The organism is Streptomyces sp. NPDC056486, from assembly GCF_042795295.1.
Classification (GTDB): domain Bacteria; phylum Actinomycetota; class Actinomycetes; order Streptomycetales; family Streptomycetaceae; genus Streptomyces.
In genome coordinates this window covers 1-15,576 of the sequence record NZ_JBHTSF010000193.1, presented here as the reverse complement: position 1 = coordinate 15,576, position 15,576 = coordinate 1, and the positions used below count along the sequence as shown (strand labels likewise).

Here is a 15,576-nt window from a genome sequence, read left to right as displayed (position 1 = left end):
CCAGGGACCCCACGAAAACCCCTCGGACTATAAATCACCCCCCGTCCCCCCGGTGTGGGGGCCCCGCCGTGTTTTCCGTGGGGGCCCCGCTCACGTTGCGGCCGCACACTGAGCCGCCCTCAGCCCGCCGTCAAGCTCTCGATCAGTTCGTCCGCCGCCGAGTACGGGTCGGTCTCCCCCGCCACGATCCGTTCCGAGAGCGCCGAAAGCCGCGCGTCCCCGTGGAGATCCGCGATGCGCTCGCGCAGGGCCGTGACCGCGATCGTCTCGACCTCCCGCGCCGCCCGCGCCGCCCTGCGTTCCGCGAGGACCCCCCGCTCCTCCATCCACGCCCGGTGCTTCTCCAGGGCTTCGACGACCTCGTCGATCCCCTCGCCCCGCGCGGCCACCGTCTTCACGATGGGCGGGCGCCAGTCCCCCTTGGCGCGGGACTCCCCGAGCCCCAGCATGTGGTTCAGCTCGCGCGCGGTCGCGTCCGCGCCGTCCCGGTCCGCCTTGTTGACGACGTACACATCGCCGATCTCCAGGATCCCGGCCTTCGCCGCCTGGATCCCGTCGCCCATGCCGGGGGCGAGCAGCACCACCGACGTGTCCGCCTGCGAGGCGATCTCCACCTCGGACTGGCCCACGCCGACCGTCTCCACGAGGACGACGTCGCAGCCCGCCGCGTCCAGGACCCGGATCGCCTGCGGTGCCGACCACGCGAGGCCGCCGAGGTGGCCGCGCGTCGCCATGGAGCGGATGTAGACCCCGGGGTCGGACGCGTGCTCCGACATCCGGACCCGGTCGCCGAGCAGCGCGCCGCCGGAGAAGGGGGACGAGGGGTCGACGGCCAGGACGCCGACCCGCTTGCCCGCCCTGCGGTACGCGGACACGAGCGCCGACGTCGAAGTCGATTTGCCGACACCGGGAGACCCCGTGAGGCCCACCACGTACGCATGACCCGCCAGCGGAGCGAGCGCCGCCATGACCTCGCGGAGCTGCGGCGACGCCCCCTCGACCAGTGAGATCAGCCGGGCCACGGCCCGTGGCCTGCCCTCGCGGGCCTGTGCCACCAGGGAGGGGACGTCCTGCATGTCAGACAGCTCCGTTCCTAGACGTAGACGTACCTAGAGGTAGACGTACCTAGAGGTAGAGAAGGCTTACCCGCGCGGGACGCGTCAGGCCTTCGCCACCTTCACGATCAGCGCGTCCCCCTGCCCGCCGCCGCCACACAGCGCCGCCGCGCCCACGCCGCCGCCCCGCCGCTTCAGCTCAAGGGCGAGGTGCAGTACGACGCGTGCGCCGGACATCCCGATCGGGTGACCCAGGGCGATGGCGCCGCCGTTGACGTTCACCTTTTCCGAGGAGACCCCGAGGTCCTTCATTGACTGCACCGCGACCGCGGCGAAGGCCTCGTTGATCTCGATCAGGTCGAGGTCCGCGACGCCTAGGCCCTCCTTCTTCAGGGCGTGCTGGATCGCGTTCGACGGCTGCGACTGGAGCGAGTTGTCCGGGCCCGCCACGTTGCCGTGTGCCCCGATCTCCGCGAGCCACGTCAGGCCGAGCTCCTCGGCCTTGGCCTTCGACATCACCACGACCGCCGCGGCGCCGTCGGAGATCTGCGAGGACGTGCCCGCCGTGATCGTGCCGTCCTTGGCGAAGGCCGGGCGCAGCTTGCCGAGGGACTCCGTGGTCGTCTCGGCCCGGATGCCCTCGTCCTTGGAGAACAGGACCGGGTCGCCCTTGCGCTGCGGGATCTCGACCGGGGTGATCTCGGCCTCGAAGGTGCCGTTCTTCTGCGCGGCGGCGGCCCGCTGGTGGGAAGCGGCGGCGATCTCGTCCTGCTCGGGGCGTGCGATGCCCAGGCGGGTGTTGTGCTTCTCCGTGGACTCGCCCATGGCGATGTTCTCGATGGAGTCGGTCAGGCCGTCGTACGCCATGGAGTCGAGCATCTCGATGGCGCCGTACTTGAAGCCTTCGCGGGACTTCGGGAGGAGGTGCGGCGCGTTCGTCATCGACTCCTGGCCGCCGGCGACGACGATGTCGAACTCGCCCGCGCGGATCAGCTGGTCGGCGAGCGCGATCGCGTCGAGCCCGGAGAGACACACCTTGTTGACGGTGAGCGCGGGGACGTTCATGGGGATGCCCGCCTTGACGGCGGCCTGACGTGCCGGGATCTGCCCTGCCCCGGCCGTGAGCACCTGCCCCATGATCACGTACTGCACCTGGTCGCCGCCGATGCCGGCCCGGTCGAGCGCGGCCTTGATCGCGAACCCGCCCAGGTCCGCGCCGGAGAAGGACTTCAGGGAGCCGAGCAGGCGGCCCATGGGCGTTCGAGCGCCCGCGACGATCACTGAGGTGGTACCGGTCGTTCCAGACATGTGCCACGGCCCCTTGGGAGGAGGAGTTAATGAGGGTTTACTTGAATGTACTGAGCGGTACGCCGCGCGTCACCGGGCGCTCGGTGTGATCGCGCGCACGTTGCGTAATCACCGCCGGAAAGGCTGCACTTAGACCATGCTGACGCGAATCGATCACATCGGGATCGCCTGTTTCGACCTCGACAAGACCGTCGAGTTCTACCGGGAGACGTACGGCTTCACGGTGTTCCACACCGAAGTCAATGAGGAGCAGGGCGTGCGCGAGGCCATGCTCAAGATCAATGAGACGAGTGACGGCGGCGCCTCCTACCTGCAGCTCCTCGAACCCACTCGCGACGACTCCGCCGTGGGCAAGTGGCTGGCGAAGAACGGCGAGGGCGTGCACCACATCGCCTTCGGCACCGCGGACGTGGACGCCGACGCCGCCGCCGTAAAGGAAAAAGGCGTACGCGTCCTTTATGAGGAGCCCAGGATCGGTTCCATGGGATCCCGTATCACCTTCCTGCACCCCAAGGACTGTCACGGAGTACTGACCGAACTCGTCACCTCGGCAGCTCAGGAGTCACCGGAGCACTGACCTCCGCATACTTGGGCCGGTAAGGTTGTGGTCGGCCGTCCGAAGTATGGGCGGCCGGTCGTCCGTACGCTGGGCGACTGTTTACCGGGGTCCGGGTTTCGGGGGACGAGCGTCAGGGCAGCAGCCCCTGCTCCGCTGATGATCTGACACCATTCCCCGTGGGCCCCGTTCGGCGGATGGACAGGGCTCGTACGAAACTTGCGACCAGAGTGGGGGTCTTCCCTACTCGGTCGAAGTTGAGAGCTTGGAGTGGGGCCTCCCTACTCGGTCGAAGTTGAGGGCTTGGAGTGGGGTATCCCCTGCTCGAACGAAGTTGAGAGCTTGGGGAAGGATGGGACCGCGCAGTGCGGGGCTACGAACGCCAAGAGAGCTCGCGGGCTGAGACGGACCATCTTTCGCGGTTCGAGGCCGAGATGGACCGGCTGAAGACCGAGCGAGAGAAGGCTGTTCAGCACGCCGAAGACCTCGGCTACCAGGTCGAGGTGTTGCGCGCCAAGCTTCACGAGGCGCGCCGCAACCTCGCGTCCCGCCCTGCCTACGACGGCGCGGACATCGGCTATCAGGCCGAGCAGTTGCTCCGTAATGCCCAGGTTCAGGCCGACCAGCTGCGCCAGGACGCCGAGCGGGAGCTGCGCGACGCCCGTGCGCAGACCCAGCGCATCCTCCAGGAGCACGCCGAGCAGCAGTCCAGGCTCCAGTCCGAGCTGCACTCCGAGGCGGTGTCACGCCGTCAGCAGCTCGACCAGGAGCTGTCCGAGCGCCGCCAGACCGTCGAGTCGCACGTCAACGAGAACGTGGCGTGGGCCGAGCAACTCCGGGCGCGCACGGAGCAGCAGGCACGCCGCCTGCTCGACGAGTCGCGCGCGGAGGCCGACCAGGCCCTTGCCGCTGCCCGCGCCGAGGCCGAGCGTGTGGCCGAAGAGGCCCGCCAGCGCCTTGCCAGCGATGCCGAGTCGGCCCGCGCCGAGGCCGAGGCGACCCTGCGCCGGGCCCGTGCGGACGCCGAGCGCCTCCTGAACGCCGCTTCCACGCAGGCGCAGGAGGCCACCGATCACGCGGAGCAGCTGCGCTCCTCCACGGCCACCGAGTCCGAGCAGTCACGCCGCCAGGCGAGCGAGGCGAGCCGGGCCGCCGAGCAGCGCATGGCGGAGGCCGAGACGGCTCTGCGCGAGGCGCGCGCGGAGGCCGACAAGGTCGTCGCCGAGGCGAAGGACACCGCGTCCAAACAGCTGTCGGCCGCCGAGGGCGCCAACGAACAGCGCACGCGCACCGCCAAGGAGCAGGTCGCCCGCCTGGTGGGCGAGGCGACGAAGGAAGCCGAGGTCACCAAGGCCGAGGCCGAGCAGCTCGTCACCGACGCCAAGGCCGAGGCCGAGCAGCTGATCAAGGACGCCTCCGAGAAGGCGCGCACGATCACCGCCGAGGAGACCGCGGGCCAGCTCGCCAAGGCCGCCCGCACCGCGGAGGACGTACTCGACAAGGCGTCCAAGGACGCCAAAGAGACGACGAAGACCGCCACCGAAGAGGCCGAGCGGATCCGCACCGAGGCCGAGACCGAGGCGGACCGGCTGCGTGCCGAGGCGCACGACATCGCCGAGCAGCTCAAGGGCACGGCGAAGGACGACACCAAGGAGTACCGCGCCAAGACCGTCGAGCTGCAGGAGGAGGCGCGCCGCCTGCGCGGCGAGGCCGAGCAGCTGCGGGCCGACGCGGTCACCGAGGGCGAGCGGATCCGCAGCGAGGCCAGGCGCGAGGCCGTCCAGCAGATCGAGGAGGCGGCCAAGTCCGCCGAGGAGCTGCTCGCCAAGGCGAAGGCCGACGGCGATGAGCTGAAGACGGCGGCGACCGCCGAGAGCGACCGGGTCCGCGCCGAAGCCATCGAGCGCGCCACGACCCTGCGCAAGCAGGCCGAGGAGACCCTGGAGCGCACCCGCGCGGAGGCCGAGCGGCACCGCGAGGAGGCCGCCGAGCAGGCCGAGGCCACGAAGTCCGAGGCGACGGACGCCGCGCGGGCCCTGCACGAGGAGACCGAGCGGGCCATAGCGGCACGTCAGGCCGAGGCTGCCGACGAGCTGACCCGCCTGCACACGGAGGCCGAGGAGCGTCTCGCCTCCGCCGAGCAGGCGCTGACCGACGCCCGCGCCGAGGCCGAGCGCATCCGTAAGGAGGCATCGGACGAGACGGACCGCCTTCGCAGCGAGTCCGCCGAGCGGATCCGCACCCTTCAGGCGCAGGCCGAGACCGAGGCCGAGCGCCTGCGTACCGAGGCCGCGGCCGACGCGTCGCAGGCGCGCGCCGAGGGCGAGAACATCGCCGTGCGGCTGCGTACGGACGCCGCCACCGAGGCCGAGCGGCTCAAGACCGAGGCCCAGGAGTCGGCCGACCGGCTTCGCTCGGAGGCCGCAGCCGCCGCCGAGCGCGTGGGCACGGAGGCCGCCGAGGCGCTGTCCGCCGCCCAGGAGGAGGCCGCGAGGCGCCGCAGGGAGGCCGAGGAGACCCTCAGCTCCGCGCGCGGCGAGGCCGACCAGGAGCGCGAGCGGGCCCGCGAGCAGAGCGAGGAGCTCCTCGCCACCGCCCGCAAGCGCGTCGAGGAGGCCCAGACCGAGGCCGTCCGCCTCGTCGAGGAGGCAGACCGCAGGGCGACCGAGATGGTCTCAAGCGCCGAGCAGACCGCCCAGTCCGTACGGGACTCCGTGGCGGGGATGCAGGAGTCGGCGCAGGAGGAGATCGCCGGCCTGCGCAGCGCCGCCGAGCACGCGGCGGGGCGTACGAAGACCGAGGCGCAGGAGGAAGCGGACCGCGTCCGCGCCGACGCCTACGCCGAGCGGGAGCGCGCCGCCGAGGACGCGAGCCGCGCCCGGCGTGAGGCGAACGAGGAGTCCGAGGCCGCCAAGTCGCTTGCCGAGCGCACCGTTTCGGAGGCGATCGCGGAGGCCGAGCGGCTGCGCTCGGACGCTTCCGAGTACGCCCAGCGTTCCCGCACGGAGGCCTCGGACGCGATCGCGTCGGCCGAGCAGGACGCGTCCCGCACGCGCGCCGACGCCCGCGAGGACGCCAACCGCATCCGCAGTGACGCGGCGAGCCAGGCCGACCAGCTGATCGGCGAGGCGCGCAGCGAGGCGGAGCGGCTGCAGACCGAGACGGTCGCGGAGGCCGACCGGCTGCGGGCCGAGACGACCACCGAGGCCGAGCGGGTGCGCGCGGAGTCGGTGGCCAAGGCCGAGAAGCTCATCTCGGACGCGACGGGTGACGCCGAGCGGCTTCGCGCGGACGCCGCCGAGACGGTCGGCTCCGCCCAGCAGCACGCCGAGCGCATCCGGTCGGACGCCGAGCGCGTCAAGGCGGAGGCCGCCGCCGAGGCCGAGCGGCTCACCTCGCAGGCGCGGGAGGAGGCCGAGCGGACCCAGGACGAGGCACGCAGGGCCGCCAACAAGAGCCGTTCCGAGGCGGCCGAGCAGGTCGACGCGCTCATCACGGAAGCGGTGGCCGAGGCCGAGAAGCTGACGACCGACGCTCAGGAGAAGGCGCTCAAGGCCACCACGGACGCGGAGGCGCAGGCCGACACGATGGTCGGCGCGGCACGTACGGAGGCCGACCGTCTTGTCTCCGACGCGACGGTCGAGGGCAACTCCCTGGTGGAGAAGGCCCGTACGGACGCGGACGAACTGCTCGTCGGTGCCCGCAGGGACGCGACGGCCATAAGGGAGCGCTCCGAGGAGCAGCGCGACCGCCTCACCGCCGAGATCGAGGAGCTGCACGAGCGTGCGCGCCGCGAGTCCGCCGAGGCGATGAAGTCCGCGGGCGAGCGCTGTGACGCCCTGGTGAAGGCCGCGGAGGAGCAGCGCGCCGAGGCCGAGGCGACGGCCAAGGAGATGGTGTCGGACGCGAGCTCCGAGGCCGGCAAGGTGCGGATCTCCGCCGTGAAGAGGGCCGAGGCACTGCTCAAGGAGGCCGAGACGAAGGTCGCCGAGCTGGTGCGCGACGCCGAGCGCGTCAAGGCGGAGGCGGAGGCCGAGGCCGAGCGGACGGTTGACGAGGGTAAACGCGAGCTGGAGATTCTCGTCCGGCGCCGCGAGGACATCAACGCGGAGATTTCCCGTGTCCAGGACGTGCTGGAGGCGTTGGAGTCTTTTGAGGCCCCACCGGTCCCCGGTGCGAAGGACAGTGGCGTCAAGGCCGGCGCGGCGGCGGGGTCAACTCGATCGAGTGGCAAGCCGTCTGAGGGGTAGCCAAGGAACATCCGCCGTGCTTGTAAAGGACCTTCGGCACTGTCGCTGGCAAGTCCTCTGGCGGTTAGCCACTCAAAAGGGGTGTCATTCTCCAGATCAAACGGGCATCCGCTCGATGACACGCCGCTTTGACCCCTAGGATTCCCCCTATCACCTCACCGGTCTCATTCGACAGGAACCCCATGAGCGACACTTCCCCCTACGGCTTCGAGCTTGTGCGGCGTGGGTACGACCGCGCTCAGGTGGACGAACGTATCTCCAAGCTCGTCTCCGACCGTGACAGCGCTCTCGCTCGAATCACTGCTCTGGAAAAGCGCATTGAGGAACTGCACCTCGAGACGCAGAACGCGCAGGCGCAGGTAGCCGACGCCGAACCGTCGTACGCGGGCCTCGGTGCCCGCGTCGAGAAGATCCTCCGCCTCGCCGAGGAGGAGGCGAAGGACCTGCGCGAAGAGGCCCGTCGCGCAGCCGAGCAGCACCGTGAGCTCGCCGAGTCGGCGGCCCAGCAGGTGCGCAACGACGCCGAGTCGTTCGCGGCCGAGCGCAAGGCCAAGGCGGAGGACGAGGGCGTCCGGATCGTCGAGAAGGCCAAGGGCGAGGCGGGCACGCTGCGCAGCGAGGCGCAGAAGGACGCGCAGCAGAAGCGCGAGGAGGCTGACGCCCTCTTCGAGGAGACCCGCGCCAAGGCCGCCCAGGCCGCGGCCGACTTCGAGACGAACCTCGCCAAGCGCCGCGAGCAGTCGGAGCGTGACCTGGCTTCGCGTCAGGCCAAGGCCGAGAAGCGTCTTGCGGAGATCGAGCACCGTGCGGAGCAGCTTCGTCTCGAGGCGGAGAAGCTGCGTACGGACGCCGAGCGTCGCGCCCGTCAGACGGTGGAGACGGCGCAGCGTCAGGCCGAGGACATCGTCGCCGATGCGAACGCCAAGGCCGACCGGATCCGTTCGGAGTCGGAGCGCGAGCTTGCGGCGCTGACGAACCGTCGCGACTCGATCAACGCGCAGCTCACCAATGTGCGCGAGATGCTGGCCACGCTCACGGGTGCGGCCGTCGCCGCCGCGGGTACGCCCGCCGACGAGGAGCCGGTCTCTCGCGGGGTTCCGGCTCAGCAGACCCGCTGAAGCGCCTGGGAGACCTGCGGGCTCGTTGCTGAGCACGCAGTTCCCCGCGCCCCTGAAGGGACGCTTACAGAGCCCCCTGCCCAAGTGGCAGGGGGCTCTGTCCCGTTTTAGCGTGGCCGCATGATCGAGCTCGAGGGGCTGACCAAGCGGTACGGCGAGAAACTGGCCGTCAACGACCTCACCTTCACCGTGCATCCTGGTGTCGTCACCGGCTTCCTCGGGCCGAACGGCGCGGGCAAGTCCACGACGATGCGGATGATGCTCGGGCTCGACAACCCCACTGCGGGTGCCGCGCGGATCGACGGCAAGCGGTACGACCAGCTGAAGGACCCGTTGAAGTACATCGGCGCCCTGCTCGACGCCAAGGCCATGCACGGCGGGCGCAGCGCCTTCAACCATCTCCTCTGCCTCGCGCAGAGCAACGGCATCCCGCGCACCCGCGTCCACCAGGTCCTCGACACCGTCGGTCTGACGCAGGTCGCCAAGAAGAAGGCCAAGGGCTTCTCGCTCGGCATGGGCCAGCGCCTGGGCATCGCGGGCGCGCTGCTCGGCGACCCCGAGATCCTGATGTTCGACGAGCCGGTCAACGGACTCGACCCCGAGGGCATCCACTGGATCCGGAACCTGATGAAGTCCCTCGCCGCGCAGGGCCGTACGGTCTTCGTCTCCTCCCACCTGATGAGTGAGATGGCGCTGACCGCCGAGCACCTCGTCGTCATCGGGCAGGGGCGGCTCCTCGCCGACACCTCCATGGCGGACTTCATCCGGCAGAACTCACGCTCGTACGTCCGGCTGCGCTCACCCCAGCGCGAGCGCCTCCTCGACGTGCTGCACCAAGAGGGCGTCACGGCCGTCGAGGCGGGCAACGGGACCCTCGAAGTCGACGGCACCCCCTCCGAGGACCTCGGCGAGCTCGCTGCCCGCCATCAGCTCGTGCTCCACGAGCTCAGCCCCCAGCAGGCCTCGCTGGAGGAGGCCTTCATGCAGCTCACCGCGGAGTCGGTGGAGTACCACGCGCACACCACCGACCAGGCGGCCCCCGGCGCCGCCCCGCCTCCCCCCGAGCAGGTCGGGGGCTGGGGCGGGAGCTGGCAGCAGCAGAAGAAGGGGTCCTGAGCGATGGCCGCGACGCAGGTACTGAAGTCGGAGTGGACCAAGATCCGCTCGGTCTCGTCGACCGTGTGGACGCTGGGTCTCGCCGTGGTCGTCACGGTCGGGCTCGGTCTGTTGATCAGCATTCTGGCGAAGAACGACTACGACAGCCTGGGCGCCCAGGACCAACAGGTCTTCGACCCCACCTACACCAGTTTCGCCGGTATGAGCCTCGGCCAGCTCGCGATGATCGTCTTCGGTGTGCTCGTCGTCTCGAACGAGTACAGCACCGGCATGATCCGCACGTCCCTCTCCGCGGTCCCGCAGCGGGCGACGTTCATGACCGGCAAGGTCGTGGTCGCCACCCTGCTCTGCCTGGTGGTGGGGCTCGTCACGAGCTTCATCACGTTCTTCCTGGGACAGGCGATGCTCGGCGAGCACAAGGCCATGATCGGCGATCCGGGAGTGCTCCGTGCGGTGATCGGCGGCGGGCTCTACATGACGCTCATCGCGATGTTCTCGATGGGCGTCGCCACGATGCTGCGCAGCCCGATGCTGTCGCTCGGCATCCTGATGCCGTTCTTCTTCCTGATCTCCAGCATCCTGGGCAACGTCTCCGCGACGAAGAAGATCGGCCGTTACCTCCCTGACCAGGCGGGGAACAGGATCATGCAGGTGAAGACGCCGCTGGACGACGACATCCCTTACGGGCCCTGGGGCGGGCTCGCCATCATGGTGGTGTGGGTCGCGGTGGCACTGATCGGCGGCTATGTACTGCTGAAGAAGCGGGACGCGTAAGCGTTCTCCGCCGGAGTGCGGTGAGGGTCCGTCCGCAGTCCGGTGGTGGCCGTTCTGGCGGAGGCTTTGCTCTCTCTTGGCTGGAACCGTCAGCTCCCCGTTATCCTCCTAACCCTTACGGGGGCGTGTGCCCCGACGTCCTGAACCATTCGATGGGTGCGGAGAATGATCGAGGCAGTCGGCCTGACGAAGCGCTACGGCGCCAAGACAGCCGTGTACAACCTTTCCTTTCAGGTGCGACCCGGCACGGTCACCGGCTTCCTGGGCCCGAACGGCTCCGGCAAGTCGACGACCATGCGCATGATCCTCGGGCTCGACCAACCCACCACGGGTCAGGTGACGATCGGCGGCTACCCGTACCGCAAGCTCCCCAACGCCCCCCGCCAGGTCGGCGCGCTGCTCGACGCCAAGGCGGTGCACGGCGGCAGGCACGCCCGCAACCACCTCCTGTGTCTCGCGCAGCTCTCCGGCATCCCGGCCCGCCGGGTCGACGAGGTGCTCGGCGTCGTGGGCCTCCAGGAGGTGGCGAAGAAGCGCTCCAAGGGCTTCTCGCTCGGCATGGGCCAGCGCCTGGGCATCGCCGCCGCACTCCTCGGCGACCCTCAGGTGCTGCTCTTCGACGAGCCGGTCAACGGCCTCGACCCCGAGGGCATCCTCTGGGTCAGGAACCTGATGAAGTCGCTCGCCGCCGAGGGACGTACGGTCTTCGTCTCCTCGCACCTGATGAGTGAGATGGCGCTGACCGCCGAGCACCTGATCGTGATCGGCCGGGGGCAGCTGCTCGCGGACATGAGCGTCAAGGACTTCATCTCGCACAACTCCGCCGACTTCGCCCGGGTGCGCACTCCGGAAGGCGATGTGCAGCAGCGCGAGAAGCTGTCGGCCGCGCTGAGCGAGGCGGGCGGCCAGGTCATGCCCGAGCAGGACGGCGCGCTGCGCGTGACCGGCCTTCCGCTCCCCCGCATCAGCGACCTCGCGCACGGCGCGGACGTCCGCGTGTGGGAGCTCTCCCCGCACCAGGCCTCGCTGGAAGAGGCGTACATGCGGATGACGCAGGGCGCCGTCGACTACCGCTCGACGGTCGACCAGCGCGCGGGGCTGCAGATGCCCGTACAGCAGATGCCGCCGGGTGCGATGCCGCAGCAGCCGATGCCGGTGGCCGGACAGGGCCAGCCCGGGTGGTACGCGCCGCCGCCGCCCCAGCAGGGCGGCCAGCCCTTCGCGATGCCTCAGGGGGCGCCCCAGGGCGCTCCCGGGGCCCCTGCCGCACCGCAGGGCACCCCCAATCCGTACGCGGCCGCCACCCCGCAGGCGCCCGCAGCCGCTCCCGCTCCCGCTCCTGAGATGACAAAGCGCGCCACCGACAGCGAGGAATCCCCCCGATGACCACGCCTCCGACTCCGCAGCCGCAGGCGCAGCCCCAGCAGGCGTACGCACAGGCCGGCGCCCCCATGCCGCAGGGCGCCCCGATGGCTCCCCCGCCTGCCGCCCCCGCACCGCCCTCCGCGTGGCAGCAGGCGGTGAACAATGCCTACACCTCGCCGATCCCGGTCAAGAAGACCCACCTCGGCAACGCCCTGGCGTCCGAGTGGACGAAGATCAAGTCGGTCCGCTCGACGATGTGGACCCTCGGCGTCTTCTTCCTCCTGGTCGTCGGCATCGGCCTGCTCGTGGCCGGGCAGACGCAGGACCGGGACTTCGCGGAGGTGCCGTTCACGATCCCGGCGTTCTTCGGTCTCGTGCTCGGCCAGATCTGTCTGATCACGCTCGGCGTCCTGGTGACGTCGTCCGAGTACGGCACGGGCATGATCCGTACGACGTTCACGGCGTCGCCGCAGCGCTATCGCGTGTTCGCCGCCAAGATCCTGATCTTCTTCGTGATCGCTTTCGTCGTCTCGGCGGGCTCCATCTTCCTTGTGGGCCTGATGACGTCGGGGATGCACAGCGGCCCCGAGGCGGGCGACGTGGCCTGGTCGGGCACGGTCCTCAAGGGCGGGCTCTACGTCTCGCTCCTGGGTGTCCTCGCGCTCGCCGCAGGATCGATGCTGCGCCACTCGGCGGGCGCGATCACCGCGATGCTCGGCGTGGTCCTGGTGCCCGCGATCCTGCCCGTGTTCCTGATGATCTCCGAGGGCACCCGGCCTTTCGGCGAGAAGATGATGGACTACAACGCCATCAATTCGCTCGCCAAGATCTTCGAGATGGACGGGGCGGGCGGCGGCACCTCGCAGCTGCTGCTGCTCGTCGGCGTGACGATGGCCGCGATCGTCGGCGCCTTCGCTCTCCTGGAGAAGCGCGACGTATAGCCGCCGGGAACGGCCGTCAGTAGGGCCGTCAGTATCTGGGCGCGTTACGGGACCGCTGCACCCGCGAGGTGCGGCGGTCCTTCGCGTTCCAGCAGGCCTTGTGCCAGTGCCTGCGCTCGTCCACGCCCGAGTGCTCGGGCCAGGCCACCACATGCGCGACGCCGGAGGGGATCTCCTGGTCGCAGCCGGGGCAGCGGTAGGTCTTGCCGACCGTGCTCGCGCCCGCGACATGGCGCAGACTCCACTGCTCGCCCTGCCAGCTCTCGGTGGACTGGAAGCCGCCGTAGCGGCCCGCCGGTTCCCCTTCCGTGCGCGGGCTGTCTTCTCCGCCGCCCTTCGGGCGGTTACGACGCGGGGACACGGGACACCTCACGGGATGTACGGGGGCCAGGAGTGCGTCCAGCCTACGCGGCATGCGCAGGAGTGGGCGCCTGTCACCAATCACCACAGATCCCCCCAGCATTTCGCAGAAAATCCGTCAATCTTCATGCCAAGCCGTGCCTTTGGCACGTGTCACGCGTTGTTGCCCGTAGGGGGAGTGCCTGCGTCGGCGCCAAGGAGGCAGGAGTGCGATGCGTGTAGGTAGTTTTGTTCTGGCCGCCCAGTTCCCGGGACAGGGGCAGGGGGAGGCGCTGCACCGTGCGGTGCGGTCCGCGGAGGTGGCCGAGGAGGCGGGCCTGGACTCCGTCTGGCTCGCCGAGCACCACTTCGTGCCGTACGGCACATGTCCGTCCGCCGTGACCCTCGCCGCGCTCCTTCTCGGGCGTACGCGGCGCATCCGGGTCGGCACCGCGGTGAGTGTCCTGCCGACGGTTCATCCCGTCGCCCTGGGCGAGCAGGCGGCGCTGCTGCACCTGACGTCCGGCGGGCGCTTCTCGCTCGGCGTGGGGCGCGGCGGGCCGTGGGTGGACCTGGAGGTCTTCGGGGCCGGTCTCGACGCGTACGAGAAGGGGTTCCCGGAATCGCTCGACCTGCTCCTTCGATGGCTGAGCGAGCCTCGGGTCGCGGGCGACGCGGGCCGCTTCCCCTTCCGCGAGGTCACCGTGGTGCCACGGCCGCAGGAGGCGCTGACGGGCCCGGCCGAGGAGAGCGGGGAGAGTACCGGCGGACCGGAGGTGGTCGTCGCCTGCACCTCGCCGGCCAGTGTGCGCCTTGCGGCGGATCGCGGTCTGCCGATGCTGCTCGGCATGCATGTCGGCGACGAGGAGAAGGCCGAAATGGTGGCGTTGTGGCGTCGGCACGCGCGCGCCGCGGGGCGTACGCCGGAGGACGTCCACCGGGCTCCGCACGTGTCCGCCGGGGTCGCACAGATCGCGGACCGGCGCCTGGACGCGGCGGAGACGCTGCAGAAGGCGATGCCGGGGTGGCTCAAGCAGGGTCTTGACGCGCATGTGACGGTCGACGGCCGTACGCGGGCGATGCGGGACCCGCTCGCGTACACCGAACTCCTCTGCGGGCTGCATCCGGTGGGTACTCCGCAGCTGTGCGCCGACCGGATCGCGGCCACATCGGAGCGCACGGGGATCACCCGCTTCGCGCTCCTTGTCGAGGGCTCCGGCGATCTGGCGACGACGGAAGAGAACGTCCGAAGGCTGGGTGCCGAAGTGCTGCCCCAGCTCGGCTGAGCCGCTGGGGCGGGAGCTGCCGCTCCGGTACTAGAACACCTCCCGCGTACGGAGCGGCAGCTCAGAGCGTCAGCAGTCCCGCAGTGTGGGCGACTGGTTGAGCAGCTGGCCCCGGATCGAGGTGAACCGGGCGAGCCTGTCGTCCACAGACGCATCCAGCGGGAACACCGCCACACGGTGGCAGTTCTGGAATGCGAGACGCACTCCGAAGTGGCGCTGCAGAGCGCCGCGAATCGCGTCACTCGCGAGCGCCCGAAGGAGCTGGCCGCGTGCCTGCTCGTTGGGTGGCGGCGTCTGGTTGTCGGCGAACTCGCCGCCGTCAACCTTCAGCTGGGCCACCAGGGAGCTGATCATCTCCCATGCGTAAGGCAGGGAGGTCCGGACGCAGTCGACGAATTCCGCTTCATCGACCTCGCCTCGCTCGGCCTGTTCCAACAGCGCCGGTGAGACGTCGAGCGACATGGGTTCTCCTCTCGCGCCCCCGGGGAGCGGGGGCTTACGGACAGGGAAGGAGTCCGTCCGTGCACGCAGCGTGCACACACGGCGACCTCCTGCTTATACGTTAAGCATCGGACCCGCACTTCACCAGGAGATTGGGAACATAACCGGCCAGGATCGAACAGGCCCATCGATGGAGGAATCGCGCGCACCACCTGGGGTCGAGTAGCGTTGCGCCCCATGCGTCTCGTCATTGCCCGATGCTCCGTGGATTACGCGGGCAGGCTCACAGCCCATCTCCCGTCGGCCCCCCGCCTGATCCTTGTCAAGGCGGACGGCAGTGTCTCGATCCACGCGGACGACCGGGCCTACAAACCTCTCAACTGGATGTCCCCGCCCTGCACCTTGAAGGAGGGGACCGGGGACGACGCGGGCGTCTGGACCGTCGTGAACAAGGGGGGCGAGAAACTCATCATCACGATGGAAGAGATCCTTCACGACTCCTCGCACGAATTGGGCGTCGATCCCGGCCTCATCAAGGACGGCGTGGAAGCGCACCTTCAGGAGCTGCTCGCCGACCGGATCGAGACGCTCGGCGAGGGCTATTCGCTCATCCGGCGCGAGTACATGACGGCGATCGGCCCGGTGGACATCCTCTGCCGCGACGCCGACGGGCAGACCGTCGCCGTCGAGATCAAGCGACGCGGTGAGATCGACGGCGTCGAGCAACTCACCCGCTACCTCGAACTGTTGAACCGCGACCCGCACCTGGCCCCCGTCAAGGGCATCTTCGCCGCCCAGGAGATCAAGCCGCAGGCCCGCGTGCTCGCCACGGACCGCGGCATCGGCTGCGCCATCCTGGACTACAACGCGATGCGCGGCATCGAGGACGACAAACTGCGGCTGTTCTAGAAGCTTTTGTACGGAGGAGGGGGGGGGGGGGGCCCCGGCCCCCCCCCCCGGTACCCGACCCACGGCAGAAAGGAGGCGAAGGGGGGGGCCACGCGGGGGCGGGGCCCGCGGCCCCCCG

Annotated in this window: 13 protein-coding genes; 9 read left to right on the top strand and 4 right to left on the bottom strand. The window is 70.0% G+C overall.

What is annotated here, in order from left to right; genetic code table 11:
- Positions 1-119: 119 nt before the first annotated feature.
- Both meaB and ACFQ7F_RS40575 read right to left on the bottom strand, forming a co-directional pair.
- Entirely contained in the window at positions 120-1,076 is a 957-nt protein-coding gene (gene meaB / locus ACFQ7F_RS40580) for a methylmalonyl Co-A mutase-associated GTPase MeaB (protein ID WP_383282710.1), read from the bottom strand.
- An 84-nt stretch (positions 1,077-1,160) separates the two neighbouring features.
- Entirely contained in the window at positions 1,161-2,363 is a 1,203-nt protein-coding gene (locus ACFQ7F_RS40575) for an acetyl-CoA C-acetyltransferase (RefSeq protein ID WP_383282707.1), read from the bottom strand.
- A gap of 136 nt (positions 2,364-2,499) precedes the next feature.
- Here ACFQ7F_RS40575 and mce point away from each other — a divergent pair, with 136 nt between their 5' ends.
- From mce to ACFQ7F_RS40540, 7 genes are all read left to right on the top strand, one after another.
- Positions 2,500-2,940, top strand: coding sequence for a methylmalonyl-CoA epimerase (gene mce / locus ACFQ7F_RS40570; protein ID WP_383282704.1), 441 nt, complete (start codon positions 2,500-2,502; stop codon positions 2,938-2,940).
- Positions 2,941-3,284: 344 nt separating this feature from the next.
- The gene (gene scy, locus ACFQ7F_RS40565; protein ID WP_383282701.1) at positions 3,285-7,169 is read left to right on the top strand and encodes a polarized growth protein Scy; all 3,885 of its coding nucleotides are present in this window, start codon (positions 3,285-3,287) and stop codon (positions 7,167-7,169) included.
- 182 nt (positions 7,170-7,351) lie between these two features.
- Positions 7,352-8,287: a cellulose-binding protein gene (locus ACFQ7F_RS40560; protein WP_383282699.1), complete on the top strand. Its 936-nt coding sequence runs from the start codon at positions 7,352-7,354 to the stop codon at positions 8,285-8,287.
- Between the two features lie 120 nt (positions 8,288-8,407).
- A complete protein-coding gene (locus ACFQ7F_RS40555; protein WP_383282696.1) occupies positions 8,408-9,403 on the top strand; it encodes an ABC transporter ATP-binding protein in 996 nt (331 codons plus the stop codon).
- 3 nt (positions 9,404-9,406) lie between these two features.
- Positions 9,407-10,177, top strand: a complete 771-nt coding sequence (locus ACFQ7F_RS40550) for an ABC transporter permease subunit (RefSeq protein WP_383282693.1) — start codon at positions 9,407-9,409, stop codon at positions 10,175-10,177.
- A gap of 165 nt (positions 10,178-10,342) precedes the next feature.
- Positions 10,343-11,563 (top strand): ABC transporter ATP-binding protein, encoded by a 1,221-nt coding sequence (locus tag ACFQ7F_RS40545; RefSeq protein WP_383282690.1) that lies wholly within the window; start codon positions 10,343-10,345, stop codon positions 11,561-11,563.
- A gap of 83 nt (positions 11,564-11,646) precedes the next feature.
- Positions 11,647-12,483 (top strand): ABC transporter permease, encoded by an 837-nt coding sequence (locus ACFQ7F_RS40540; protein WP_383282713.1) that lies wholly within the window; start codon positions 11,647-11,649, stop codon positions 12,481-12,483.
- Positions 12,484-12,511: 28 nt separating this feature from the next.
- On the opposite strand, the gene ACFQ7F_RS40535 is transcribed toward ACFQ7F_RS40540, so the two are convergent.
- Positions 12,512-12,844 (bottom strand): ATP/GTP-binding protein, encoded by a 333-nt coding sequence (locus ACFQ7F_RS40535; RefSeq protein WP_383282687.1) that lies wholly within the window; start codon positions 12,842-12,844, stop codon positions 12,512-12,514.
- Positions 12,845-13,055: 211 nt separating this feature from the next.
- Between ACFQ7F_RS40535 and ACFQ7F_RS40530 the strand changes: the two genes are divergently transcribed.
- Positions 13,056-14,108: an LLM class flavin-dependent oxidoreductase gene (locus ACFQ7F_RS40530; RefSeq protein WP_383282684.1), complete on the top strand. Its 1,053-nt coding sequence runs from the start codon at positions 13,056-13,058 to the stop codon at positions 14,106-14,108.
- A 69-nt stretch (positions 14,109-14,177) separates the two neighbouring features.
- Here the strand turns inward: ACFQ7F_RS40530 and ACFQ7F_RS40525 are convergent, their stop codons facing one another.
- A complete protein-coding gene (locus tag ACFQ7F_RS40525; protein ID WP_361181384.1) occupies positions 14,178-14,570 on the bottom strand; it encodes an SCO5389 family protein in 393 nt (130 codons plus the stop codon).
- 216 nt (positions 14,571-14,786) lie between these two features.
- On the opposite strand from ACFQ7F_RS40525, the gene nucS reads away from it, so the two are divergent.
- The gene (gene nucS / locus ACFQ7F_RS40520; protein WP_383282680.1) at positions 14,787-15,458 is read left to right on the top strand and encodes an endonuclease NucS; all 672 of its coding nucleotides are present in this window, start codon (positions 14,787-14,789) and stop codon (positions 15,456-15,458) included.
- The last annotated feature ends 118 nt before the right edge of the window (positions 15,459-15,576 follow it).

Excerpts from the sequence above, each read along its gene's own strand:
- meaB (WP_383282710.1), bottom strand. The coding sequence starts at position 1,076 with ATGCAGGACGTCCCCTCCCTGGTGGCACAGGCCCGCGAGGGCAGGCCA.
- ACFQ7F_RS40575 (WP_383282707.1), bottom strand. The coding sequence starts at position 2,363 with ATGTCTGGAACGACCGGTACCACCTCAGTGATCGTCGCGGGCGCTCGA.
- mce (WP_383282704.1), top strand. The coding sequence starts at position 2,500 with ATGCTGACGCGAATCGATCACATCGGGATCGCCTGTTTCGACCTCGAC.
- ACFQ7F_RS40560 (WP_383282699.1), top strand. The coding sequence starts at position 7,352 with ATGAGCGACACTTCCCCCTACGGCTTCGAGCTTGTGCGGCGTGGGTAC.
- ACFQ7F_RS40555 (WP_383282696.1), top strand. The coding sequence starts at position 8,408 with ATGATCGAGCTCGAGGGGCTGACCAAGCGGTACGGCGAGAAACTGGCC.
- ACFQ7F_RS40550 (WP_383282693.1), top strand. The coding sequence starts at position 9,407 with ATGGCCGCGACGCAGGTACTGAAGTCGGAGTGGACCAAGATCCGCTCG.
- ACFQ7F_RS40545 (WP_383282690.1), top strand. The coding sequence starts at position 10,343 with ATGATCGAGGCAGTCGGCCTGACGAAGCGCTACGGCGCCAAGACAGCC.
- ACFQ7F_RS40540 (WP_383282713.1), top strand. The coding sequence starts at position 11,647 with ATGGCTCCCCCGCCTGCCGCCCCCGCACCGCCCTCCGCGTGGCAGCAG.
- ACFQ7F_RS40530 (WP_383282684.1), top strand. The coding sequence starts at position 13,056 with ATGCGTGTAGGTAGTTTTGTTCTGGCCGCCCAGTTCCCGGGACAGGGG.
- ACFQ7F_RS40525 (WP_361181384.1), bottom strand. The coding sequence starts at position 14,570 with ATGTCGCTCGACGTCTCACCGGCGCTGTTGGAACAGGCCGAGCGAGGC.
- nucS (WP_383282680.1), top strand. The coding sequence starts at position 14,787 with ATGCGTCTCGTCATTGCCCGATGCTCCGTGGATTACGCGGGCAGGCTC.